Source organism: Enterococcus sp. DIV2384 (genome assembly GCF_050534975.1).
Classification (GTDB): Bacteria; Bacillota; Bacilli; order Lactobacillales; family Enterococcaceae; genus Enterococcus; species Enterococcus faecalis.
In genome coordinates, this window is the sequence record NZ_CP172905.1 from 2,194,961 (window position 1) to 2,219,453 (window position 24,493).

22 protein-coding genes are annotated in these 24,493 nt (G+C 37.0%); 9 read left to right on the forward strand and 13 right to left on the reverse strand.

Annotated elements, in window-relative coordinates:
- Positions 1-2: 2 nt before the first annotated feature.
- From IGK54_RS10475 to IGK54_RS10485, 3 genes are read right to left on the reverse strand one after another with little or no spacing between them, the layout of a single operon-like run.
- Complete coding sequence (locus IGK54_RS10475; protein ID WP_142956533.1) at positions 3-3,140, reverse strand: SbcC/MukB-like Walker B domain-containing protein; 3,138 nt, start codon at positions 3,138-3,140, stop codon at positions 3-5.
- Positions 3,141-3,144: 4 nt separating this feature from the next.
- Complete coding sequence (locus IGK54_RS10480; RefSeq protein WP_185931566.1) at positions 3,145-4,413, reverse strand: exonuclease SbcCD subunit D; 1,269 nt, start codon at positions 4,411-4,413, stop codon at positions 3,145-3,147.
- Positions 4,414-4,464: 51 nt separating this feature from the next.
- The gene (locus IGK54_RS10485) at positions 4,465-5,091 is read right to left on the reverse strand and encodes a lysophospholipid acyltransferase family protein (protein WP_002356461.1); all 627 of its coding nucleotides are present in this window, start codon (positions 5,089-5,091) and stop codon (positions 4,465-4,467) included.
- Between the two features lie 188 nt (positions 5,092-5,279).
- Here IGK54_RS10485 and IGK54_RS10490 point away from each other — a divergent pair, with 188 nt between their 5' ends.
- Entirely contained in the window at positions 5,280-6,014 is a 735-nt protein-coding gene (locus tag IGK54_RS10490; RefSeq protein WP_430602968.1) for a tRNA1(Val) (adenine(37)-N6)-methyltransferase, read from the forward strand.
- On the forward strand, positions 6,004-6,270 hold the full coding sequence (locus IGK54_RS10495; RefSeq protein WP_142956531.1) for a GIY-YIG nuclease family protein: 267 nt from the start codon (positions 6,004-6,006) through the stop codon (positions 6,268-6,270). The genes IGK54_RS10490 and IGK54_RS10495 overlap by 11 nt, the downstream gene beginning before the upstream one ends.
- 66 nt (positions 6,271-6,336) lie before the next feature.
- Here IGK54_RS10495 and IGK54_RS10500 read toward each other — a convergent pair whose 3' ends face one another.
- The 3 genes from IGK54_RS10500 to IGK54_RS10510 are packed head-to-tail and all read right to left on the reverse strand — an operon-like array spanning position 6,337 to position 7,925.
- Positions 6,337-7,032, reverse strand: a complete 696-nt coding sequence (locus tag IGK54_RS10500; RefSeq protein ID WP_002356454.1) for a 5'-methylthioadenosine/adenosylhomocysteine nucleosidase — start codon at positions 7,030-7,032, stop codon at positions 6,337-6,339.
- A gap of 15 nt (positions 7,033-7,047) precedes the next feature.
- Entirely contained in the window at positions 7,048-7,344 is a 297-nt protein-coding gene (gene macP / locus IGK54_RS10505; protein WP_002356451.1) for a cell wall synthase accessory phosphoprotein MacP, read from the reverse strand.
- Positions 7,341-7,925: an NUDIX hydrolase gene (locus tag IGK54_RS10510; protein ID WP_002356449.1), complete on the reverse strand. Its 585-nt coding sequence runs from the start codon at positions 7,923-7,925 to the stop codon at positions 7,341-7,343. Before IGK54_RS10510 ends, macP begins: the two co-directional genes overlap by 4 nt.
- Before the next feature lie 403 nt (positions 7,926-8,328).
- Here IGK54_RS10510 and IGK54_RS10515 point away from each other — a divergent pair, with 403 nt between their 5' ends.
- From IGK54_RS10515 to IGK54_RS10530, 4 genes are all read left to right on the forward strand, one after another.
- The gene (locus tag IGK54_RS10515) at positions 8,329-9,009 is read left to right on the forward strand and encodes a 5-bromo-4-chloroindolyl phosphate hydrolysis family protein (protein ID WP_002356448.1); all 681 of its coding nucleotides are present in this window, start codon (positions 8,329-8,331) and stop codon (positions 9,007-9,009) included.
- A 20-nt stretch (positions 9,010-9,029) separates the two neighbouring features.
- The gene (locus IGK54_RS10520) at positions 9,030-10,217 is read left to right on the forward strand and encodes a toxic anion resistance protein (protein WP_002356447.1); all 1,188 of its coding nucleotides are present in this window, start codon (positions 9,030-9,032) and stop codon (positions 10,215-10,217) included.
- Positions 10,218-10,361: 144 nt separating this feature from the next.
- Positions 10,362-11,201, forward strand: a complete 840-nt coding sequence (locus IGK54_RS10525) for an NUDIX domain-containing protein (protein WP_002384084.1) — start codon at positions 10,362-10,364, stop codon at positions 11,199-11,201.
- Positions 11,202-11,217: 16 nt separating this feature from the next.
- Positions 11,218-11,742, forward strand: coding sequence for a GNAT family N-acetyltransferase (locus tag IGK54_RS10530; protein WP_002394127.1), 525 nt, complete (start codon positions 11,218-11,220; stop codon positions 11,740-11,742).
- Positions 11,743-11,786: 44 nt separating this feature from the next.
- Here the strand turns inward: IGK54_RS10530 and IGK54_RS10535 are convergent, their stop codons facing one another.
- From IGK54_RS10535 to recX, 4 genes are all read right to left on the reverse strand, one after another.
- A complete protein-coding gene (locus IGK54_RS10535; RefSeq protein WP_002356444.1) occupies positions 11,787-12,272 on the reverse strand; it encodes a hypothetical protein in 486 nt (161 codons plus the stop codon).
- Between the two features lie 137 nt (positions 12,273-12,409).
- Positions 12,410-13,534, reverse strand: coding sequence for an LCP family protein (locus IGK54_RS10540; protein ID WP_002368824.1), 1,125 nt, complete (start codon positions 13,532-13,534; stop codon positions 12,410-12,412).
- A gap of 180 nt (positions 13,535-13,714) precedes the next feature.
- Complete coding sequence (gene mutY / locus IGK54_RS10545) at positions 13,715-14,899, reverse strand: A/G-specific adenine glycosylase (RefSeq protein ID WP_010825478.1); 1,185 nt, start codon at positions 14,897-14,899, stop codon at positions 13,715-13,717.
- Positions 14,889-15,689, reverse strand: a complete 801-nt coding sequence (gene recX / locus IGK54_RS10550; protein WP_002356439.1) for a recombination regulator RecX — start codon at positions 15,687-15,689, stop codon at positions 14,889-14,891. Before recX ends, mutY begins: the two co-directional genes overlap by 11 nt.
- 131 nt (positions 15,690-15,820) lie before the next feature.
- Here recX and rlmD point away from each other — a divergent pair, with 131 nt between their 5' ends.
- Positions 15,821-17,191 (forward strand): 23S rRNA (uracil(1939)-C(5))-methyltransferase RlmD, encoded by a 1,371-nt coding sequence (rlmD, locus tag IGK54_RS10555; RefSeq protein WP_010825479.1) that lies wholly within the window; start codon positions 15,821-15,823, stop codon positions 17,189-17,191.
- Between the two features lie 71 nt (positions 17,192-17,262).
- Here the strand turns inward: rlmD and IGK54_RS10560 are convergent, their stop codons facing one another.
- The 3 genes from IGK54_RS10560 to IGK54_RS10570 all read right to left on the reverse strand — a co-directional run bounded on the left by IGK54_RS10560 (position 17,263) and on the right by IGK54_RS10570 (position 22,245).
- Positions 17,263-17,511, reverse strand: a complete 249-nt coding sequence (locus IGK54_RS10560) for a GlsB/YeaQ/YmgE family stress response membrane protein (protein ID WP_002356434.1) — start codon at positions 17,509-17,511, stop codon at positions 17,263-17,265.
- Positions 17,512-17,690: 179 nt separating this feature from the next.
- Positions 17,691-20,813 (reverse strand): beta-galactosidase subunit alpha, encoded by a 3,123-nt coding sequence (gene ebgA / locus IGK54_RS10565; RefSeq protein ID WP_241408210.1) that lies wholly within the window; start codon positions 20,811-20,813, stop codon positions 17,691-17,693.
- A complete protein-coding gene (locus IGK54_RS10570) occupies positions 20,746-22,245 on the reverse strand; it encodes an amino acid permease (protein WP_430602972.1) in 1,500 nt (499 codons plus the stop codon). Before IGK54_RS10570 ends, ebgA begins: the two co-directional genes overlap by 68 nt.
- A gap of 148 nt (positions 22,246-22,393) precedes the next feature.
- Between IGK54_RS10570 and IGK54_RS10575 the strand changes: the two genes are divergently transcribed.
- Positions 22,394-23,224, forward strand: a complete 831-nt coding sequence (locus IGK54_RS10575) for an AraC family transcriptional regulator (protein WP_002356429.1) — start codon at positions 22,394-22,396, stop codon at positions 23,222-23,224.
- A 319-nt stretch (positions 23,225-23,543) separates the two neighbouring features.
- Complete coding sequence (locus IGK54_RS10580) at positions 23,544-24,416, forward strand: LPXTG cell wall anchor domain-containing protein (protein WP_161970836.1); 873 nt, start codon at positions 23,544-23,546, stop codon at positions 24,414-24,416.
- Positions 24,417-24,493 lie beyond the last annotated feature (77 nt).

The window sequence follows — 24,493 nt, forward strand, 5'->3', positions numbered from 1 at the left end:
TACTAAGCTAGCTGATAGTGAACGGTACTTTGACCATTCCCATTGCTTTTTATTTGTAATTGTTGTGGAATTCGTGCTTTTAATTCGCCAATATGACTAATAATCCCAATCATGCGGCCTTCATTTTCAATCGTTTCTAACGCCTCCATTGCCATTTCCAATGCTTCTTCATCTAAGGAACCAAAGCCTTCATCAATAAACAACGCATCAATTAAGACTCCGCCTGCTTGTTCTTGAATCACTTCTGCTAAAGAAAGTGCCAAAGCTAACGCTGCTATAAAACTTTCCCCGCCTGATAACGTGTGAGCGCTGCGTACCGTCCCTGAATTGTCATCATAAATATTGATTTCTAGCCCCGTTTGATTCCGATAACTGCCTGCTTCGTGATTCAATTCAAATTGATAACGACTATTGGTCAGGCGGTCTAAACGCTGATTAGCGACTGTCAGCACTCTTTCTAAATACGTTTGTAACATATACCGTTCAAAACTAATTTTTTTAGGATTATTGCCATTCACCGTATCTGCCAACTGTTGTAGTGCAGTAACTTCCTCAAACTTGTCTTCAATTGTTGTTCTTTGCACATTAATTTCTTGAACCAACTGTTGGTTGTTCAGCATTTTTTCATGCAGTTGATAGTATTTTTTTTCTTGTTCTTCAATTTGTTGTGTTATTTGTTCAATTTCTGTGGTGATTAAAGATAATTCTGGGAACGTATCACTAGATAATTTTTTTTCAATTTCAGCGAGTTGGATAGTCAGTTGGGTTTGCTCTTGTTCAAATAAAGCAATTTGTTCTTGCTGACTTTCTAGTGTCGGTACCTCTTTCAACCACTCCGTCAATTGGTCCTCTGTCACGCCTTGTTCCGTTAAAACTGCCTTTAACTGACTCTCAAGTTGTGCGACTGTTTGTTGAAGTGTTTGTTGTTCTTTCTCCAAATGCGTCAACGTACTTTCAAGGATCATTTCTTCTTTCTTCAAGGTTTCTCCTTGTGTCGTCACGTTTTCTTTTTGACGTTCAAATGCAGAGAGTTCTTCTTGAAGCAAAGCTTGTCGTTTAGTCATTTCTTCGTATGTGACGGTTGCATCCAATAATTGGCTAGCAATCATTTGCTGCTGGATAGTGATTCTTTCCAGACTTTGTTGCATTGTTTCTACTTGTTGTCGGAGCACTTCAAAGCGTTGAGAATTTTCAGCTACTTGTTCTTCTAGTTCCGCCAGACGGTCCTTTTCGACTGAAATTTCCGTTAGTTTTTGTGCTATTTGTTGTTTTTCTTTAGCTAATTGCGACTCAACTTCCGCAATTTCTGCAGGTGTTACTTGTGAAAAAGTCAGTCCTGTTAACGGCAACTGCAAGTCAGCAAACTGCGCTGCTAATTGTTCTTGTTCCTCAGTATACGCAGCTTCCTGTTCTTGTAATTGGCTTTCTTTCTGTTGTTTTTCCGCCCCTAATGCAGAGAGCGTTTCAGTAAATCGTTGAACCGTTTTTTCAACTTCCGTTAATTCCCGTTCCGCTTGATCAATCTCTTCTAAGGAAACTTCTTGATGAGTTTGTTGCTTTGGATGTTCTAAAGAGCCACAAACTGGGCAAGGTTCCCCCTCTTCAAGTAACAAGCTTAATCGTTGGATTTGTAAAGAGGCCCATTGACTTTTCTTTGTCTGCAACTTCGCTTCTTCGGCGCTTTTTTGTTGCTGTTCAACAGCAAACCGTTGTGTCAACTCGTGCAATTCCACTTGGTTTTGACTAATTTTTTGCCAAGCTTTTTGATTTTTTTGCCAACGTTCTACAAAATTTTGCCAATGATCTGCTACACTAGAACATTCAAAATTTGCTTTTTCAAGTGTTCCTTCTTGTTCAATAAATTGTTTGGCTGTCGCCACTTTATCCGCTAATGTTGTTTTTTCCTGTTGGCAAGATTCATACTCTTTTTGAATGGCTTGATAATTGGCTTGTTCTGCTATTTTTCGTTGAGCTAACTGTTCATATTCTTGGTATTGTGGTAATTGACGTTGAATCGTTTGAAGACGTTCTTGTTTTTCAGCAATCAATGGTTGTTGTTCTTCCAACTCACTCATGATTGCTTGCCAATCTGTCAATGCTTGTTGCGTTTCCATAAGAGCTTGTTGTTTGGACTTTGTTTCTTGCTCTTTTTGTTGTTTTTCGCTTCGTTTTTCAAAGACTTTTTCAGCTAAAGGTTGCTGTTTTTGGCTCCATTTTAATTGCTGAATCTGTTCCTTTAACCGCTCAATGACGGTTTCCTGTTCAGCTTGTTTTGCTTTCTTTTCCAGTAATTCTTCTTTTTGCTGTTGCAAGTTTTGTCGTTCTTCAATAGCATAACGAACTTGCTCTTTTGCTTGTTTGGCTTGTTTTAAGGTTGCAATTTGTTCTCTTTCAACTAATAGTTGTTGCTGAGCCTCTTGTTGTTGGCTTTCTAATAATTGAAGTTTTTCAAAAAGTGTCATTGTCGGTTCAGGTTCTTCTGACCAATGCAACTGTTCTGTTTTCAGTTCAATTTTTTGCTGGGTTTCTTGAATCTCTTGATTGGCAATTTTTAAGCGTTCTTTTAAATTTTCGCTGAACAACTGATACAATTCTGTTCCGAATAAATTGCGCAAAACCTTTTCTTTTTCATCACTTTTAGCAATTAAAAAAGTCCGAAACTCTCCTTGTGGTAACAATACAATTTGAGCAAATTGATTGGCATTCAAATGCAATAATTCTTGAATGAGTTCGTCCACTTCGCGTCTTTTAGAATAGGCTCGTAGTTCTTTCCCTTGAGCATCTTTGACAATTAAAGAAATTTTGGCACTTTGTTTACGGACTCCTGTGCCACGTTTTTTAAAAAGTTCTTGTTCGGGAAGGCGGTTCAGTTCATAGAGATACTCGTTATGTTTAAAAAGCAAAGTAACTTCAGTGGCTTCTGAGGGGTCAGCAAATGTGGAACGCATTTCTTTGCCTAAACGTAATTTTCCAGAACTTTCACCAAACAAAGCATAGCTCATTCCATCAAAAATCGTTGTTTTCCCAGACCCTGTTTTTCCACTAATTAGAAAAAGTGAAGAATCTTCAAACTTCGTAAAATCAATGGTTTCATTAATATACGGTCCGAAGTTTTTCAATGTTAAAGATAATGGTTTCATCCTGTTACTTCCCTCTTTCTAATTGATTAAGTGTACTCAGTTCTTCTTGGACCCATTGTGCTTGTTGTTCTGTCAAGGCCTCTCCTGTCACATCGTTAAAAAAGTCATGCAGATGTTCTTCTGGTGAACGTTGTTCTATTTGTACCACTTTTTTCTGATTTCCGTTGCTTGTTTCTCGACCATTCAAACGTTCCAGCCCAATAATTTTGGGGTAAATTTTTCGCAATTGATTCATCATGTTGGGAATGATCGCTCGGTCGGTTAATTGGACATGTAAATAATTTTCCCGATTCACTTCTTGATAAAAAGCGGGATCCGTTAACTGCTGAAACGAGCCCGTCAATTGTTGAATGTCTCGCAATGGTTTCAAAGTACGGAATTGAAAATGAACTTCAGTTTCTGTTTCAACAAGCCAAACACCCTTTTCTTGTGTCATTTCTGATAAAGAAAATTTTACAGGCGAGCCACTGTATCGAGCATTAGGTGCCTGCAACGCATTTTTTCCATGTAAGTGGCCCAACGCGACATAATCAAAAGGCTCTAACAAAACCGTCGGAACAACATCCAAACCACCCACTGTTAATTTTGTTTCAGAATCAGTTTTTTCACTGCCAGCGACAAAAAAATGACTAACTAACACCTGTTTTTTATTGGGGAGAAAAGATTCTTGCATTTTCGCGACAACTTTTTCCATCGCCGCCTGAATCGTTCGAATCGTTTCATCTTCAAAATATAAGCGAGCCGCAATCGGTTCAAAATAAGGCAACAAATAAAATTGGGTATTGTCGATTTCAATTGGTTGAAAGGCTTGTTCTAAACGCGTATTCAAATGAAATTGCGTTTGGTTAAACCAAGGGCCTCCTGTTTCTAAACGAGTGCTGCTATCATGGTTTCCCGAAATAGCTAACACGGGGAAATGCTCTTTGAGATTCATTTGAATCATCATTTCATTAAAAATCTCGACTGCTTCAACTGCTGGAACAGAGCGATCATACAAATCTCCAGCGATCACAACAGCATCCACTTGCTCTTCTTTCGCAATTGCTAAGATTTGTTTAAAGGCTTCCCTTTGTTCTGCCAATAAATCAAAACCATGTAATTTTTTGCCAATATGCCAATCTGCTGTATGTAAAAATTTCATTTTTTCACCGCCTAAAAAAGTCCTTCTTATTATTATAACAAATTTCTGGTATTTTTTAAGAAAATCGGACAGAAGAATTAGATTTTTAACAAACTTTTTTCTTAACGCAAGAAAAAAGACAGGGAGCATCATCTTTTGATGAGACTACCTGCCAGTAACATTCCTATTCTATAGCGGTTTGTTTTATTCTTTTTCTGTTGATTCATATTTAAAAGTTGGATCAATTTCTTTATCTAACTGATCAAATGCTTCTTGCATCCGACGTTCTACTTCAGCTAAACCGTCTTTATCCATTTTTTTAATATCGCTAATATCGATTGGCTCCCCAAAACGAACCGTTACTTTTTTACGTTTAAACAACTCTTTTAAAGTTAACGGACCTTGATAAACAGATGGCACGATAGGTACTCGCCCCATTTTAGCAATCAAGGCTACCCCACCTTTTAATTCTGAGGAATGACGCGTGCCACTAGGGAACATAATCAAACTTAAATCAGAATTTTTTAAAATTTTGACAGGTGTTTTAATCGCGCTGGGACCGGGCTTCTCACGATCCACCGGAAACGCATTCGCATGTTTTAAAATGAAACGTAAAACAGGATTTTTAAACAACTCTTTTTTTGCCATAAAGCTAAACTTCTTAGGACTGCCAGCAACAGCTAAATACAGCGGTTCCCACCATGTTCGATGCGGCGCAACTAAGACATAGTTTTGGTCTTTTGGTAATTTTTCTTTATTTTCATAATGTGCATTTCCATTAATCACAAATAAAATGACGCGAACCACGCCACGCATAAATGTAAAAAACATAATTTTCTTCCTTTCTTCTCTCCGCTTTCTAGTATGCCGAAAGCTCTACCTTTTGACAAGCTTTTTTTACGTCTATCAATTAGAGAAATAACATGTCCCTACTAATCTAGGGAACAGATTTTGTCATACGGGTTTAAAAGTAGTATAATACATGAACAATCAGATGAAAAGTTGGAGGTTCTTAATCTATGTTATTATCCGGCGAACGGATTGATCAATTATATGCGGATGATATTCAAATTATTCAAAGTAAAGAAGTCTTTTCTTTTTCCATTGATGCAGTCTTATTGGCTAATTTTCCGCAACTACCAAAAAAAGGCAAGATTGTCGATTTGTGTGCTGGCAATGGCGCGGTCGGCCTCTTCGTTAGTCGGAAAACAGCTGCAACGATTGCCCAAATCGAATTACAACCTCGTTTGGCAGATATGGGTCAACGAAGTATTCTATTAAATAAATTGGAAAAACAAGTAACGATGTATGAACGTGATTTAAAACAAGCGACAGAAGTCATCAAAAAAGATTCTGTGGATTTAGTACTATGTAATCCCCCATACTTTAAAGAACGACCAACTAGCCAAAAAAATCCAAACCCGCATTTAGCGATTGCCCGTCATGAAATTCACACGTCTCTTCAAGAAGTGGTCACTGTGTCGGCGGATTTATTAAAAACAAATGGTCGCCTCGCAATGGTTCATCGTCCTGATCGTTTCCTTGATATTTTACATGCCATGGAAAACGCCAATATTGCGCCGAAAAAAGCTCGGTTTGTTTATCCGAAGCCAGGCAAAGAAGCCAATGTTTTACTAATTGAAGGCATTAAGCAAGGCAAAAAAGACGGTTTTCGTGTGTTACCACCTCTTTTTACATACAATGAAAAGAACGAATACGAAGCAGAAATGAAGGCTATGCTGTATGGAGAATAAGAAATCCCATTATTTTTATGTTTTACTTTGCCAAGATGGTTCCTTTTACGGTGGCTATACAACTGAGCCAGAACGTCGATTAACCGAACATAATAGCGGAACTGGTGCAAAATATACTCGATTAGCCAAACGACGGCCAGTCAAAATGATTCATACAGAGAAATTTGAAACACGTAGCGCGGCCACCAAAGCCGAATCCGCCTTTAAAAAATTAACGCGTAAACAAAAAGAACAGTATTTAAAAACCTTTCATTAAATGACAACAAGCAAAAAGAAACAGCCATCATTTCATTGATGAAATGATGGCTGTTTCTTTCTCTTTTTAAACTAAGTTCTCGACAAAATGAATAACCATTTCGGCTGATTTTTTCCCAGCTTCATCGATGAATTCGTCAAAGCTTTGAGTTGCTTCGCCATCTGCTGTATCACTCATTGCCCGTACAACTAAGAATGGAATATTGAACTGTGAAGCGGCTTGGCCAATTGCTGCGCCTTCCATTTCGCAAGCTAAGGCTTCAGGAAACTCTTTCTTAATTTTGGCGATTTTCTCAGCGCTATCCACAAAAGTATCTCCAGTAACAATCAATCCTTTACGAATAGCTAAACCAGTTTTTTCAGCAGCTTTCGCAATTTCCATCCGCAAGTATTCACTTGTTTCAAAATACAAAGGCACACCACCAGGCAATTGTCCATAGGCATAACCAAAACCAGTGACATCAACATCAAAGTAAGCTAATTTGTCTGCAATGACTAAATCGCCGACTTTTAGTCCTTCACCGATACCACCAGCAGAACCTGTATTAATCACCATATTTACGCCATATTGATGAATCAATAAAGTCGTGGTCACAGCTGAGGCCACTTTACCAATTCCTGAACGAACCACAATCACCTCATGTCTTCCTAACGAACCAGAAACAAATAAAGCGCCTGCTCGTTCCCATGACATCGTGTCTGTCAATTTTTCTTTTAGAATTTTGACCTCTTGATCCATTGCTCCAATAATTCCAATTTTCATAGTGATTCCTCTTTTCTATAAATTCAAAACGATATATGCCACAACGGCTAATAAAATCGCTACAATAATAATTGCCTTGTTTAACCAAGTACTCCGTTCTCGACGTTTCGAGTATTCTCCTACTCGTGACTTGTTGATCGGTTTTTGTTTTTTCTTTTCTTTACGATAAAACGTCGAAATTTCTTTTTCTTTTCGCTTATACGCTTTTTCCGCCAGCTTCTGCTCTTCCTGCTGACGACGTTCTGCTTCTTTTTCTTCTGCTTCTCTGCGTTTGCGAAGTTCTGTCCGAGTGACTAACGGACCTTTGCTCATTGCGTGTCCTCCTTAAACTGTCTCTGCAGTAAATACAATTCCCAGTATTGTATAGCAAAAAGTGTTTTGGCATCACAAATCGTGCCTTTTGCCACCTCTGCTTTGGCTTCAGCTATTGTTAGCTCGTAAAGTTCCAAGATTTCATCTTCATCTTGAGGACGCGGATTTTCGACTTTCTGCAAATCCGTTGCCAAATAGAGAGCCAATTTTTCATTAGCAAATCCTGGTGACAGATACATTGAATTTATGTAGGTGAGCTGACCTGCACGATACCCAGTTTCTTCTTCTAATTCCCGCATAGCCGTCGTTTCCAGTTGATTTTCTTCTCCAGGATCAATTTTTCCCGCCGGAATCTCTAAAATCACTTGTTCCAAGGGTTTTCTAAATTGTTTAACTAAGACGATTTTTCCTTCTGCGGTTAACGGAATCATAGCTACTGCGCCTGAATGAAAAACCAATTCGCGTTTAGCAGTGCCGCCTGTCGGTAAAGCCACGTCATCCAAAAAAACATCAATAATCTTTCCTTTAAAAATTTCTCGACGTTGAAGTGTTTTTTCTTCGAAGTCCTCATAATTTAACATATCTTTCACCAACCTTTCTTGTTTATCATACCCTAAAATGATAAAAATCGCACCCCTTCTTCTCTAGTTAAACCCTTTTCAAAGAAAAAAATTTATTGCTTTAGAAAAAAATTACATTTTCGAAAAAAAATAGACATAAAAAATTCACAACTTCCTTGTATTATTTAAGCATACCAACAAACAACCCTAACAAAACACTTTTTCATTTTTAACTCCTTTCCCGTCCTACCCCCAATTAGGACGGGTCTTTTTTTTGCGTTTTATACTTTTTTTCTTAGGATTTCACTAAATCATAAAATACATCTTCCGCTGTATGTCTTTTCTCTCACAGAGTATGCTAAAATAACTATTGTAACGAGAGCTGACTCTTTCGAGGATTAGATAGATAGGAGGAACTATATAAATGAACAAATTAAATACAAAATTACTGATTGGCTATATTCTTTTAGGAGCCTTAATCATTGCTGTCGCTAGAGAATATGGCTTCTTCGCTTTTGTGATTCTGGTAGGCTTTTTAGTATTCGTTCTCTATCGAAAAAAGAAAAATGCCGCCGACAAGAGCGATCAAATGCCTTACTTAACGAAAGATAAAGAAGCCCATTATCGTGAGTTGGGGTTATCTCCACAAGAAATTGATTTTTTCAGAAGTACAATGAGCACAGCCAAAAAACAAATCATACAATTACAAGAAAACATGAATCGTTCAACTAAATTACGGGCGATTGACTTACGTAATGATACAACGAAGGTTTCTAAAGCTCTGTTTAAAGAGTTAGTGAAAGAACCTAAAAAGTTACACTTAGCCAATCACTTTCTCTATACACATTTACCAAATATCGTTGACTTAACAAGTAAACATTTAGAAATCGAACAACATGAAGTAAAAAACAAACAAACGTATGAAAAATTAGAAGAAAGCGCACAAATCATTGACCAATTGTCAAAATTAGTTAAAAATGATTATGAGGAAATCGTTTCCGATGACTTAGACGATTTAGATGTCGAAATGTCGATCGCTAAAAGCAGCTTGTCGCAAAAAGCTGCAACTGAGGAATCACCTCAAGTAAACGAAGACCAGCAATAATCATTAGGGAGGAAAAAAAAATGACTGAGCAACAACCCAAAGAAACAACATCTGTAACCAATACATTGGACGATTTATTAAGTAATCCATTTTCATCAATGGATGAACTAACACCAACGCAACAAAATGAACTATCTGAGTTAAAAGAACAGCAAGCAGCTCCTCGTTTAATTGATAAATTACCACAAGAACGTCAAGCCCAAGCAAAAGAGTTAGCTTCAAAAATTGACGTCCAAGATTCACAAGCAGTAATTACCTATGGTTCAAATGCCCAAATCAAACTTGGCGAATTTTCGCAAGCGATGTTAAACCACGTTCAAGCACAAGACATTGGTCCTGTTGGTGATTCACTGACCGATTTAATGTTTCGTTTAAATGAAGCCAATCCCAATGAATTACGTGCTGGCGAAGGCAACTTTATTCAAAAAATGTTAGGTAAAGTCAAACAATCCGTTTACGAAATTACCGCCAAATATCAAAAAATTGGTGCGCAAATTGACAAAATTGCTGTCAAATTAACCCATGAAAAAGATGGTCTTTTAAAAGATAATGCCATGTTAGATCAATTGTATCAAAAAAATAAAGATTATTTTGATGCCTTAAACATCTATATTGCCGCTGGGGAATTAAAAGCAGAAGAACTACGGACGCAAATTATTCCTGAAGCCATGAAAAAAGCGGAAGAATCTGGAGATCAAATGGATGTCCAAATTGTTAATGATTATAACCAATTCCTAGACCGTTTAGAAAAAAGAACCCATGATTTACGCTTGGCTCGTCAAATTACGATTCAACAAGCCCCACAAATTCGTTTAATTCAAAATACTAACCAAGCTTTGGCTGAGAAAATTCAATCATCGGTGAATACAGCGATTCCGTTATGGAAAAACCAAGTAGTCATCGCCTTGACCTTACTCCGTCAAAAAGATGCTGTGACTGCTCAACGTCAAGTCTCTGAAACCACCAATGACTTACTGAAGAAAAATTCAGAAATGCTAAAAATTTCTGCAATTGAAACAGCAAAAGAAAACGAACGTGGCCTAGTCGATATTGAAACATTACAAAAAACACAAAATGATTTAATTGAAACTATCCAAGAAACATTACGTATTCAACAAGAAGGAAAAGAAAAACGCCAAGCTGCCGAAATCGAACTTGGCCATATGGAAGAAGATTTGAAAAATAAATTATTAGAATTAACACAATAAATAACGTCTAGAACAAACTTCTTATAGTACAAGCCTGGGACAAAAATCCAAAGTGATTTTTGTCCCAGGCTTGCTTTTCTTTTTACGCTTGAATATTGTATTTCAGCCACTTAATGATACAATAAAAGAAAACCATGTTTCTTTTTGAAAGGAGGAGCAATTGTGCCACAATTTGCTTCTAAAGCCGAAGAAAAAAATTATTATGAACGCCAAGCTAGCTTAGCAGAGTTTTTAACTTGGTATCATCAACAAGAATTACCTGAATATGAAAAACCCTCTTTAACCGTTGATATGGTTCTTCTTTGTTACAACAAGGAAGCTGATCAATTAAAAGTCTTACTGATTCAACGTAAAGGTCACCCCTTTAGAAACTCATGGGCGCTTCCTGGCGGTTTTGTTAATCGTAACGAATCTACTGAAGATAGTGTTTTAAGAGAAACAAAAGAGGAAACTGGTGTGGTGATTTCTCAAGAAAATATTGAACAATTACACAGCTTTAGTCGCCCAGATCGAGATCCTCGTGGCTGGGTCGTGACAGTCAGCTATTTAGCTTTTATTGGTGAAGAACCTTTAATTGCTGGCGACGATGCCAAAGAAGTCCATTGGTTCAATCTTGAACGGCATGGTCAACACATCACGTTATCTCATGAAGATGTGGAAATTACTTTAGACTTGAAAACAGCGGCCTCTCTTGGTAAAGATACATTAGCCTTCGACCATAGTGAAATTATAATTAAGGCGTTTAATCGTGTTGTTGATAAAATGGAACATGAACCGCAAGTGCTTCAAGTCTTAGGAAAAGATTTCACCATTACGGAAGCCCGTAAAGTTTTTGCGAAGTTCCTCGGCGTTGATTATCGCAGCATTGACCATTCAAATTTTAAAAAAGCCATGACACAATATTTTGAAGAGTTAGGTGAACGTCCCGTTGGCATTGGCCGCCCTTCAAAAATTTACCAATTGAAAACAACAACAGGTTTCTAAGAGGAGGGAATATTTTTTGACTGTTTACTTAAGAAAAGCAGAACCTTCTGATTTGCCTGACATCCTTGCTATCATTGAAGATGGACGCCGCACCTTACAAAAAAGTGGCATTCCCCAATGGCAAAACGGCGATGGCCCGAATCAAGAAATTTTAGCAAAAGATATCGACCAGCAAACTTGCTATATTTTAATGGTTGAGGATACCTTGGCAGGCGTTGGTGTTTTATGTTCGGAGATTGATCCTGCTTATGAAGCGATTTTTAATGGTTCTTGGCAACCTCATTCTCAAACTACGTATACGGCAATTCATCGTGTTGCTCTAAAAAGTTCCTTTCAAGGTCAAGGACTGGCTTTGGTGCTTTTGCGCTCACTGGTTACAGCCGCTCGTTTGCAAGGTGCTACTGATATTCGAATCGATACACATCCACAAAATTTCGCCATGCAGCACCTGATTAAAAAAGCTGGCTTTGTTTATCAAGGTGACGTGATTTTAGATGTTAACGATGGCGAACGTTATGCTTATCAGATGATATTGAAATAAAAAAGTTAGGGATAACTGCCACATTGACAGCTATCCCTAACTTTTTACATCTTATGAACACTATGAGCGCTTTGAATGCCCTCACAGGCTTCTTTACAAGCTTGATTAATTAATAAATAAGAGGATTCTTTTTGGCGGATTCCTAATTGATATTTCAATTCATCTGTCACTTGGCAAGATTCACTTAATGCCTCTAACCAGAAAAATACTCCTTCTTTATACGTATCTAATCCTTCTAGCAAGATTTTCGTTGCTTCTTTATCATAATACGGCTCTAAATTTTTACGAAACATCATTTCTTCTGTAAAAAAACGATTCACATTATTTCGGCAAAACATATAAGTGTCACGGCCTCTCCGATGTGCAGCCTGATTACAACCGTATTCTTGAACTTCTTTAGAGATGGCTTTGAAAATTTCGTTGTATACTTCAATTCTTTGCATAATTGACAAAATGGTATCTGTATAACTAAACATAACTCCTTGCTCCCTTCCCCTTCTAAGTAACAAAAATTTGCTTGTTACTTTCATTATAAAGGGAATGTTGGGTTTATATCAAATGATACGCTGTTTCCTTGCTAAAATCCTTCGTTTTTTCCTTAGAAGAATAATAAGTAAGCGGATTACTTAATCTGTTATGTTCGGATTTTCTATACTTGGAAAATAAATTATTTTATAAAGCCATTTTCCGTTTTAACTGATGGTAACGGGCCAGTCTGTGTATTGCCAGGAACACCAATATACGTATTGCCGTTGATGGAAGTCATTTCGTTTTCCTCAGCTGCTTCATCTTGAACGGTATAATCACTTTGATATAAAAATTCACCGTTCGTATGGAAGACATAGCCGTCTTGATCTCGTTCATCTGGCTTTTCTAAATTTAAAGACACACGTAATTGATGACGGACATTTTCAATACTATCTGGATATAGTTCAACCATACTGCGCCCTTCATTACTAAAAGTGCGCCAGTCAAAAGAAAGCTGTTGTTTATCATAATTGGTCCAAGTCAAACCTTCTTTGACTAAATGAGTCAATTCATTGGAATCCACATCAGTTTGAATGTTTCCATTTAACGAATCAATAATGTCCATTATTTTCATGATTGATTGACCAGATTTCAACTTGTCTTCAACTGCTTGAATAATTTCTTGTTGTCGGAATCCACGCATAATATCGTTATCGCTATGTCTTTCACGGGCATAAGATAAAGCTTTCGTACCATCTAAATGCTGTTTCCCTGCATCAAAATGAATGGATCCTGGCCCGTCTTTGGTGACACCATCAAACGCCTGCTTGACATTGACATCTATGCCGCCAACTGCATCAATTAACTTAATAAAAGATAAAAAGTTAAACACAACGTAATGATTGATTGGAATATTCAATAATTTCTCAACTGTGTTAACAGAAGCTGTTGGTCCATCGTAGGTATAGGCGGCTTCAATTCGTTGCATCCCTTGGTAATTTTTTGCATCAATTTGAACAAAACTATCCCGTGGCAAACTTAAATAGGTTATTTTCTTCGTCTTGTTATTCACGGTAATCACCATCATAGCATCAGTCCTAGTTGTGCCTAATTTCCGTTCAATTGTATTGTCTAGACCCATGACCAAAAACGATTGACTATCTTTATTTTGCGCTTCAGTATAATCATTTTTTATGGGAACATAGCCTTTATCAATTGTTTTCTTTAAATAGCTACCCGCTACAGCAAAGTATGCTGAGCCGACTGTGACAAAAAACAAAATGATGACTAAACTAATTAAGCTGATTTTTCGCTTCCTACTCATTGGCTGTACTTCCTCTCTCTTGAAAAGTCTCCACCATCATTACTACTCCTCTAAGCAGACAAGAGACAAGTCTATCTTACCAGTCCCCTTCAAAACTAAACATAGCAGAATTTATATAGGGGTATAACCTAGAGGAAACAAAAAAGAGAGGCTTGTTTGTTTAAAAGTCTCTCTTTTTTGTTATTTATTTTTGTGTTCTTTTTTGAACAATTCCACCATTTTTTGCTGTGGTTTTGGAAAAACATAGTCCGAAAATTGTTGTGCTGCCACCCATCGCTGCGACTCTAGTGTGGCTAATTCGCCTGTATTTCGGCCATAAAAGACTAAGATATGCCATTTCAAATGACTGAAAATATGAACGACTTCGCCTAAGGCACGTTTTTGCCAGACAACTGTTTCATAGTCCGTAAAAAAGTTGACAGGTTCTTCACCGACCAAATGCTCTGTTACAGGCTCTAACTCTAAAGTTAATTGTTTTTCCGTTTCTGCTGGTTGCGCCAGTTTTTGCAATTGTTGAAATTGTTTTTTGCTAATTTCTTCAATCGGAAACAGCCACATATTGGCTAACAAACCGGTTTCAGGTCGTTGTTCTAATAAAAATTCTTGCTTTTTATTTTCAATAATAGTGCCGACATAATACACATCTTTCGGCTTAACTTTTTTTGATTTGACTGGATAAGCGGTCATTTTATCTGCCTGATAGGCCGCACAATATTGCTGAAGCGGACAGCTTTCACACTTAGGGGAAGTTGGGGTGCAGACGGCTGAGCCTAGATCCATTAAGGCTTGATTAAAATCCCCTGGACGCTCACGATCGATGATTTTAAGCATCGCCGCTTCAAATACTTTACGACTACTCGCTTTTGCAATATCTGCATCAATTTCAAATAAACGGCTCACTACCCGCATGACGTTACCGTCAATTGCTGGTTCGGGTAAATTAAAGGCAATACTGCCAATCGCACCAGCTGTATAGGGGCCGATTCCTTTTAAACTCCGAATATCTTCGATTGTGTCAGGCATTTTCCCACCAAATTCTGAAACAATCTGTTGTGCTGCCACTTTTAAATTACGCGCTCGTGAATAGTAACCTAACCCTTCCCAAGCTTTCAACAACTTATCATCTGGCGCTTCCGCTAAATCTTGAATCGTCGGAAACCATTCCATAAATCGATAAAAATAATCAATGACTGTATCTACGCGAGTTTGTTGTAGCATAATTTCAGAAATCCAAATACGATATGCATCTGTATTCGCTCGCCAAGGTAAATTGCGTTTTTCTCGTTCATACCAAGCTAAAAAATCTTCCTGGAATGAACTAACTTTTTCGGGACTCCACGCCTCCCAAGGCTCTTTATTCGTCATGTTCTACTTCCTTTTCGCTAATAAATTGCTGAATCAAATCATAGTCAAACCCTTTTTGGAATAAGCTTTGTTTGACTTTTTGGACTTTTTTAGAAAAATCAAATCGCTGATTAGCACGCCATAAACGTTCGCCTTCCTTGTTTAACGCTTGTTGTTCTTGTTCTTCGTCCTTTTCAAAAGCTAAAGATTCCAAAGCTAGATCAATGATTTCATTTGTAAAGCCCTTTTGCATCAGATGCAGACGCGTTTTCTGAAGTGCATCTTTAAAACTTTTAGTTCGATAGCGTTTCATGGCTTTTTCTGCAGTTGCTGTGGCAACATTAAGTTGTTCATCTAACGTATAAAAGGTCAAACCATGCTGAATATCTTCTTCACTAATACCTTTTTGCTTTAATTGTTGTGCCACATTTCGTGGTCCTTTATCACTGGTTCGCATAGCTGTCCGTACGTAACTTTCACTAAAAATTGCATCATCCAACAACCGCAGCTCTTCTAAACGTTGAACGATTTTTACTCGATCTTCAGGTACAATTTCTTTCTCTTTTAAATAAGTAAAAATCTCTTTCTTTGAACGTAATTGATAGCTTAAGTAATTCATCGCCATTTGTAACCCGACATCATAAGAACTGGCTTTTTTTATTTCTTCTATTAAAGTATCTGATAACTCTTGGCCTTTTAGCAGACGCTGCCGTACTAAAATATCTTCCGAGACACGCAGTTTTTCGCCTGAAGATAGCCAAAGTAGATAAAATTCACCTTTATCTTTACTAATTCGTGTGATTGTTGTCATCTTATTCTCCTGCCCCTCTAAATCAGAACATATATTCTACTATACCATAGAATCCTTGGAAGCCAAATAAATAAAAATGTGCTAAAATGGGAGGAAGTGAAAAATGTGAGATGACTAAAGGATGAAAGAATATGACCCAACAACTAGTAAAAAAAGGCCAACAAATTTCTTTAAAAATTAAACGATTAGGAATTAATGGCGAAGGTATCGGCTATTATAAAAAATTAATTATTTTCGTTCCTGGGGCGCTACCGAAAGAAGAAGTGACTGCCACGATCACAAATGTTACACCAAAATTTGCTGAAGGAATCCTTCAATCTGTCAAAAAAGCTGCTAAAGATCGCGTGGTCCCTCCTTGTCCTGTCTATGAAACATGTGGCGGCTGCCAACTACAACATTTAGCCTACAAAGCACAATTAGACTTTAAAAAAGATTTATTAAAGCAGGCGCTTAACAAATTTAAACCAGCCAATTATCAAAACTATGAACTACGAAAAACAATTGGGATGGAGAATCCTTGGAATTATCGAAATAAAGCCCAATTCCAATTACGCCAAATCGATGGCCAAGTAGAAGCTGGTCTCTATCAAGCTGATTCACATCAATTAGTACCGATTGATAACTGTTTGGTCCAACAGCCTGCGACAACCAAGGTGATGAATACATTAGTTGATTTATTGAATAAATTTCAATTACCAATTTATGATGAACGTAAAAATAGTGGTATCTTTCGAACATTAATGGTTCGAGTGGGCATCCAAACTGGCGAAGTCCAAGTAGTGTTCATTACACAATCGCAGAAATTTCCACAAAAAGAAAAAATGGTTCGCGCAATTAATGAACAATTACCAGAAGTTGTTTCTATTATGCAAAATGTCCAAAATAAAAAAACCTCTCTAGTAATGGGTGATGATACCCTTCACTTATGGGGCAAAGAAAGCATTGAAGAACACATTAACGACGTTGTCTTTGATTTATCGCCGCGAGCATTTTTCCAATTGAATCCAGAACAAACGGAAGTTTTATATAATGAAGGAATCAAGGCCTTAGATTTACAACCAAACGAAACTGTTGTTGATGCTTATTGTGGCGTCGGGACCATTGGCTTAAGTTTAGCGAAACAAGCGCATCAAGTTCGTGGTATGGATACCATTCCCGCCGCAATTGACGATGCTAGATTCAATGCAAAACGACTTGGTGTTACGAACACACATTATGCTGTTGGAACAGCTGAAGACTTATTACCTAAATGGTTCAAAGAAGGCTTTAAACCTGATGCCATTGTAGTTGATCCCCCACGGACTGGTTTGGATCGTAAATTATTAACGGCCCTTTTGAAACAACCACCTAAGAAAATGGTGTATATTTCTTGTAATGTATCCACGTTAGCACGTGATTTAGTTCAATTAGCCAAAGTATATCAAGTAAACTATTTACAATCTGTTGATATGTTTCCACAAACCGCTCGTTGTGAAGTTGTCGTAAAATTAACGAGAAAATAAAAAAAGGCACCAAGTTTCACGAAATTCGTGAGACTTGGTGCCTTTAACTAATTAAACAATTATTTACTTAATTAGCTATTTTTTCGTCCGAAGAAGAATGAAACCACAGCAACTAAAATTACTGCCCCAATAATTGATGGCACAATTGCCATACCTGCTACGTGAGGACCCCAGCTACCTAAGATTTTTTCTCCGATAAATGAACCAACTAAACCGGCAACGATATTCGCAATCCAACCCATTGATTGACCTTTGCTTGTAAGCGCGCCAGCGATAGCACCGATAACAGCACCAACGATTAAAACCCATAAAGTATGCATAAAATAATTCCTCCTAAATGCTTTATCTAGCGAATAATTCGCTATGATACTATTATGGACTACTTTTATTAGATAACAAAATAGTTTGCTTGTTTCCATGAAAAAAAGCAATAATTTCTGATAATTTCATTAAAAAAACTCAGAACAGGAGACCGACGTGCACTGTTCTGAGCTTTTATTTAAGAAATTGTTGGTCGTTTTACTCGTTCATGTGCGACATCCGCTGCTTGAATCTCTTTATTATTAAAAGGTGTTAAGCGGAATGCCAATTGGAATTCTTCAAACGTAGTCCGGTATTTTTCTAATTGCCACTGGCCACAAGAGTAGCTACCTAGGGCGTTTTGTTTGTAATCAATATTTAAAACAACATACTCACTTTCTTGTAATTCATTGGTATGCTTAGCAACATCTAGCGCTTGTTCTTCAAAATAAGAAACACTAAAATTATATGAATCAGCCGCTGTTGCTACTACCCCTTGGCCGCGATCATCCGTGAATGCGGACCATTTAGTCGCCATGTGGTTACCATTGGCTTGTGGAACAACATAATTAGTGAACATTTCCGCCACTGTAGCATCATAAACGCCAAGTAAACCAGCTTCTTGTGAATCTACATAGTTTTCTCTCGGCCCTTTACCGAAATATTTTACTTCTGATAGAGACTTGTCTAAATGGAGAGTCACACCCAAACGTGGTAACATATCTGGCGCATTTTCAATTTTACCAGCAGGACTACCTTTTAAATCGAAGAAAATTTCGCCATTTGGTGCAATTAAATACTGATAGGTACATTGATAATGCCAAGCACTGTTAGTCGTTCCGTTAATTGTTTTTACGATGACTTGGATAAAATCATCAACTTTTTTCCACTCAAAAGAACGGACAATTTCATGCTCTAAATGTAAGAAATATTTTTTCTTCATTTCATCAATAATTTCCATATCATTACTGATTGGTGCCCGCCAAAATGTAAATTTCGGCCCTTTATGCAATAATTTTTTACCATCTCGTGTCACATTCGTTAAGGCGCCCTTCACTTTATCAAAATTAATTGAAAAGTTTGGTCCTTCAATGTATAAATGAGGGCCAATTTCCTTTGCCATTAGCGAGCCAACTGGTGTGATCTCAATCCCTGGTGTTGCAATTGGCAATTCAAACTGTGCGGTAGCTAATTCATGACCAGCAGATGCATAGGCGGTCGTTTCTTTCAATTGATATGAAAGAGTTAAATAATAGGCGGCTCCTGCCTTTTTAGGAAAATCTAAATGATAAGGTAAGTGCAGTCTTCCTTCTGCTCTAGCAGCAATTGCTGGCACTGCTACTGTCCCTGATTGAATCACTGTTTGATCTTCAGTAATTGTATAAACCAGCTTAAAGATAGCCAAGTTTTCAAAGTCAAACCGACTCAATAATGAGAATTCACCTGACAGAACGTCAATAGCGCTAGTTGTAATGGGTTCAATGACTTTTTTGTATTCATACAAGCTAGGAGATGGCGTACGGTCAGGCATCAACATCCCATCAATACAAAAATCTTTGTTACTTGGATCATCGCCGAAATCGCCGCCATAACGATAATAAACTTCACCGTTATCTGTTACCGATTCAATGCCATGGTCAAACCATTCCCAAATAAAGCCACCTTGTAATTTATCATGAGCATAAAATAGCTCTTGGTATTCTTTTAAATTCCCAGGGCCATTCCCCATCGCATGACAATATTCACATAAAATATGCGGTTTTTTTGAATTTTCAATAATCGTATTCATCAGTAATTCTCTAGTTGGGTGTTCCAACCACGTATACATTGTAGAATAGACATCCGTGACCTCTGCCTCAAAATCACCTTCATAATGAACTAAACGTGTTGGATCCATTTCTTTGGCAATACGGGCCATTTCAATAAAGTTATGACCAAACGCAGATTCATTTCCTAACGACCAAAAGAGAATTGATGGATGGTTTTTATCCCGTTGAATCATCCGTACCATCCGAGAAACATAAGCCGTTTCCCATTCTGGATCGTTGCTAATCCAATCATATTCTCCGGTTAATTCAAAGCCGTGACATTCCAAATCAGTTTCATCAATCACATACATTCCATATTCATCGCATAAATCATAGAAATAAGCAGATGCTGGATAATGGCTGGTTCGAATGGCATTAATATTAAATTGTTTCATTAAACGAATATCTTTTTCAATTTCTTTACGACTAACCACTCGACCATTTTTCGGATTATAATCATGACGATTCATTCCTTTTAGTTTAATGGCCACACCATTGACTAAGAAAGTCTCACCAGATACATGAATATTTCTGAAACCAACTTTTTGCGGAATAACTTCGACGACTTCCCCTTCAGAAAAAACAGTGATAAATAGTTGATACAAGTATGGTTTTTCAGCTGACCAAGCAGTGACAGACGGTAAACTTGCTGAAAATTCAACCTTACCTTGATTTCCTGCGACAGTCTCTTTAAGAACCGTTTTTCCCTGCTGATCCATCAACTCCAATTGAACTTGTTGTCCTTTGCCTTGCCAAAATTTACCCGTAATTGCCAAGTGGCCATTTTGATACGAATCATCTAAATCGGAAATAATAAAGAAATCTTCCAGCCCATTTTCTGGTACACCGAGTAATTCAACATCACGAAAAATACCACTTAACCACCACATATCTTGATCCTCTAAATACGTACCATCTGACCATTGATAGACTCGCACCGTTAAATCATTTGTTTCACCAATTTTAGCGTAAGGCGTAATGTCAAATTCTGCTTCATTTCGTGCACCTTTACTGTAGCCAACTTCATGGCCGTTCACCCAAACATGATAAGCTGAATCTACGCCACAAAAACGTAAAATGATTTTTTTATCGTGAAATGTTTCATCTATAGCAAATGTCCGTTTGTAAATACCTGTTGGGTTTTCTGTTGGTACATACGGCGGATTAATGGGAAAATTGTACCATAAATCAGAGTAATGCATTTTGCCATATCCTTGGACTTGCCAATTTCCAGGAACAGTGATTTGATCCATTTGGCTTGTATCAAAGTCCGTCGCAAAAAAGTTTTCTGGGCTGTATTCTGGCGCTTCTAAAAAAAGAAAATGCCAGCGTCCGTTTAAATTTTTGTATGCTTGTGTATATTTATTTTCATTTAGTAACGCTGTTTCTTTCGAGGGAAAGCTCGAAAAGTGTGCTCGTCCAAGCAACCGATTAATACTATCTACTTTATAATTTTCCCAAGTCTTCATAATCCATTTCTCCTTTACCAACTTCATTTTTTTCTTTTGTTTCATACCGTTTCCAACAAATCCAAGCAAAGCCCATAAAAACAATTAAACCAATGATGTTATACGTCAACATGCCCAGTGGACTAGCGGTTCCTTTCGGTAACGTGCCATTGATTTCTTCCATGATTAATTTTGGATCCGGCACAGTTGACATAAAGAATACAAAGATAAAAATGGCTAATAAGAAAATCCCCGCAATTAAGCCAAAGGTTCGATTACCAAAGCGGAAACTTCTCGGCATTGTTTCTTTTTTCCAACGAAGCCCAATATAGGCGATTAACAAGAACAAGACAGGCACTAATGACGTAGAAGCTGTCATATTAATTAACGTTTCTAAAAAGCTATCCATATTTCCAATTCCTAGTGCTGGAATGGAAACTAAAATCGTCACAATAATTCCTTGAACTAACAAAGCATTGGTTGGATTTCCCTCTTCGTTCGTTTTCACTAGCCACTTACCGAAGACCCCATCAGGAATTTCTGAGAAAAATACTTTAACTGGTGCTGCCGTCCACAGAGCCAAAGAACCAAGACTTCCGACAAATAAGATAATTCCTACTAAGCGCACCATCATTGCTGCGGGAATATGGAAATACGTACCTAAAATTTTAAAGATATCAAAAATACCATTTGAAAAATTTCCTTTTAAGACATCCGTTGGCACTACCAAACCTACAGCAACGGCACCAAGAATATACATGATACCGACCGCAATCGTTGCACCAATCATCGTGCGGACAAACGTTTTATTGCCGCCTTTAACATCCTTAATATATACACCGATACTTTCACCACCGCCAACAGCTTGTAAAATCCACGCCATCGTCATGAAAAAAGTCCAATTAAAAGTTGGCATAATTGACGTCGTGGTAAACTCTTGTGCTGGTTCATTGCCAAAACCAAACACGACGACAAAGGCTAAAACCACAAAAGCTACGCCCATAAATAAACGTGCACCACCCGCTAAGCTAGTCACTTTCGAAATCCACGAGACCCCTTTAATACAAACCCATGTCATTAACCAAAATAACAGAATAGAAATCACTGCAATTATTTTAGTACTATGGTTTCCTTGAAAAACGTTTTGACCTAAAAAAGCGTATGAACCATAAATCAATGTATTCGGTAGTAATGAACAGAAGAAAAACAAGTTGACAAAGAAATATGACCAAGCGCCTAAAAATGCCCATTTAGGTCCTAACACAGATTCCAACCAACTGTGAACACCTGACTCATTCTCAGAATTAGCAGAAGCAAATTCTGCAATCATTAGAATAAATGGTAAAAAGTAAAAAATAGAGCCGAATAAATAGCCTGGAATAGTTGCTAGGCCAATCTGAATACTGTTGTTAACAATGCTGGGAAAGGCAAAAACCGCTGAAAAAGTCATGAGCATCAATGCGACAGAACCTAATCGTTCCCGTGAATGTGTTGCCATTTTACTACATCCTCTCTTTATCAAATTAATTAGTACTCACACATTGTAAAACGCTTACAGTTTTTTAAAAATAAAAAATGTTGCCTATTTCTTGTAAAGATGTTGACTTTTAGAAAGCCTTTACATACTCTTATAAAGAGGTGATAGCATGCAAAATGTTTTTACAAATAATGTCAGCATCCTGATTAATGATCAACCTATTAGCCAAGAATTTCATCTTTATGAAGCTGGCTATGAAAAATGCCGCCCGACAAAACCAACTGAGTTTGCCCCCATTAATTATTGGGTTTTGCATTATTGTAGCGATGGTGAAGGTTATTTTTCAACACCCTTTATGGAAAAACAACACATTACCGCTGGCGATTTGTTTATGATTCCAGCCAATTGTCGCAATATTTATTATCCTAATCGGCAAAATCCTTGGACCTATCATTGGGTCGGTTTTGTTGGAGATCTTTCGTCTCAGTATTTAGAAAAAATAGGCCTGACTACCGAAAATTGTATTTTAAAAGGAACTGTTGATAAGAAATTAGAAAGTTTATTTAAAAATATTTACCAAGAAGCGAAGAAACATAATCATTTTGGCAGTTTAAGTGAAAGCTTTCAATTGTTGAATTATCTAGAGCATCATTCCGTTACACAGCACGAAAACCAAAGCCAACAATTATTTAACCAAATTAAAATGGCTATTCACGAAAATTTTTCAAACAATCTTTCAATTAGTCAATTAGCTTCTGAGTATAACATTGATCGTAGCTATTTATTTAAGCTATTTCAGCGTTATGAACAAACAAATCCTAGTATTTATGTACAAAACTTAAAATTGCAAAAAGCCTGTTCTCTGTTAAGAAAAAGTTCCTTAACCATCACGGAAATCAGTTTTGAAGCAGGTTTTTCTTCACCTTCTTATTTTTCAAAATTTTTCTTCCAGAAAAAAGAGATGACACCTCGACAATATCGTCAACAGTTTTTGACTTAAAATAAATTGTCATTATTCTTAAATCTGTATTTTTATCCTTTTAAAAGATTGACGAAGTTTTCGCTATGCAGCATACTTGTCAATCTTTTATATAATGACTAATTTACTCGAAACTACCATTAAGCGAATACAGTACTTCTTTAGCCAACACCTTTGAAATATTTTGACACTAATGTAATAGTCTCTACGGATCGTATTTTTGATAGATTAATAGTTTAAAATTTATATTTTTTATCACCTAGTATATATTCTTAAGCTTTTCTTAATATTTAATTGTTACAAAAATATTTCAAAAATGTTACAATAGGTAACGAAAGGAATGATTAAAATGAAAAAAATGTTTTTAGGACTCTTTTGTTTTGTTTCGATTACCACACTATCAGTTTCTAATGTATGGGCAGAAGATTCGGCTAATGAAGCTTCTGTGGAAAAGTCAACATTTACTTCTTTAACTCAAGAAACTTCAGCAACAACAATTAATGCTTCAACTGATTCAACAGCACTTACAGCTGAAAACGAGGAACTTCCATCGCTTCGTCAAACACTTCTTAATTACGTAGGTATGTATGGTTTAACAGAAACCTTGATAAATCGTTTATCTGATGACGAACTGGACTACGCAAAAAAAGTTTCGTTTCATTTTGTAAACCAAGACATCAGTGGAACAGCGAGAATGATTACTAAATTATATGGTGAGAAACCTATCCCAGAGGACTCCTACTCTACAGATTACTCAACATTAACGATTGATGACTTAAAAAATTATTTACCTCAAATTCGACTTTCGTTAATTTATGTATATGATTTAAATAGTGATGTTGTAAATAATTTAAGCGATCAAACACTCGTCGATTTAATTAATCAAGTCAAGGTAGACTACGCTAACCAAAATTACCCATCTGATGTCCGTGGTGATTATGGTTTAGCATCAATGGCAGATAAAATAAAAGCAAACGATTATACGTCAATTAATCAAAGTGCTGAAAGTGTTTCTTCGGATACTACTAATACAGAATCTACATTACAAACAACTACGAGCAGTTCGAAGAAAGCTACTACATCAAGTTCAACCGAGCACAAAAAGGGGATATTTCCCAGTACTGGCGAAAAAAAATCAGTTTTATTTACTATCATTGGAATCATCTTACTATCTTTAGTTAGTATATTCATTATAAAAAATAAAAAGAAATAGACCTACTATTCAATCATTATTTAAATAATTTGCTTTTTATCAAATAATATTGGTAACGAGAACTTATAGAAATTACC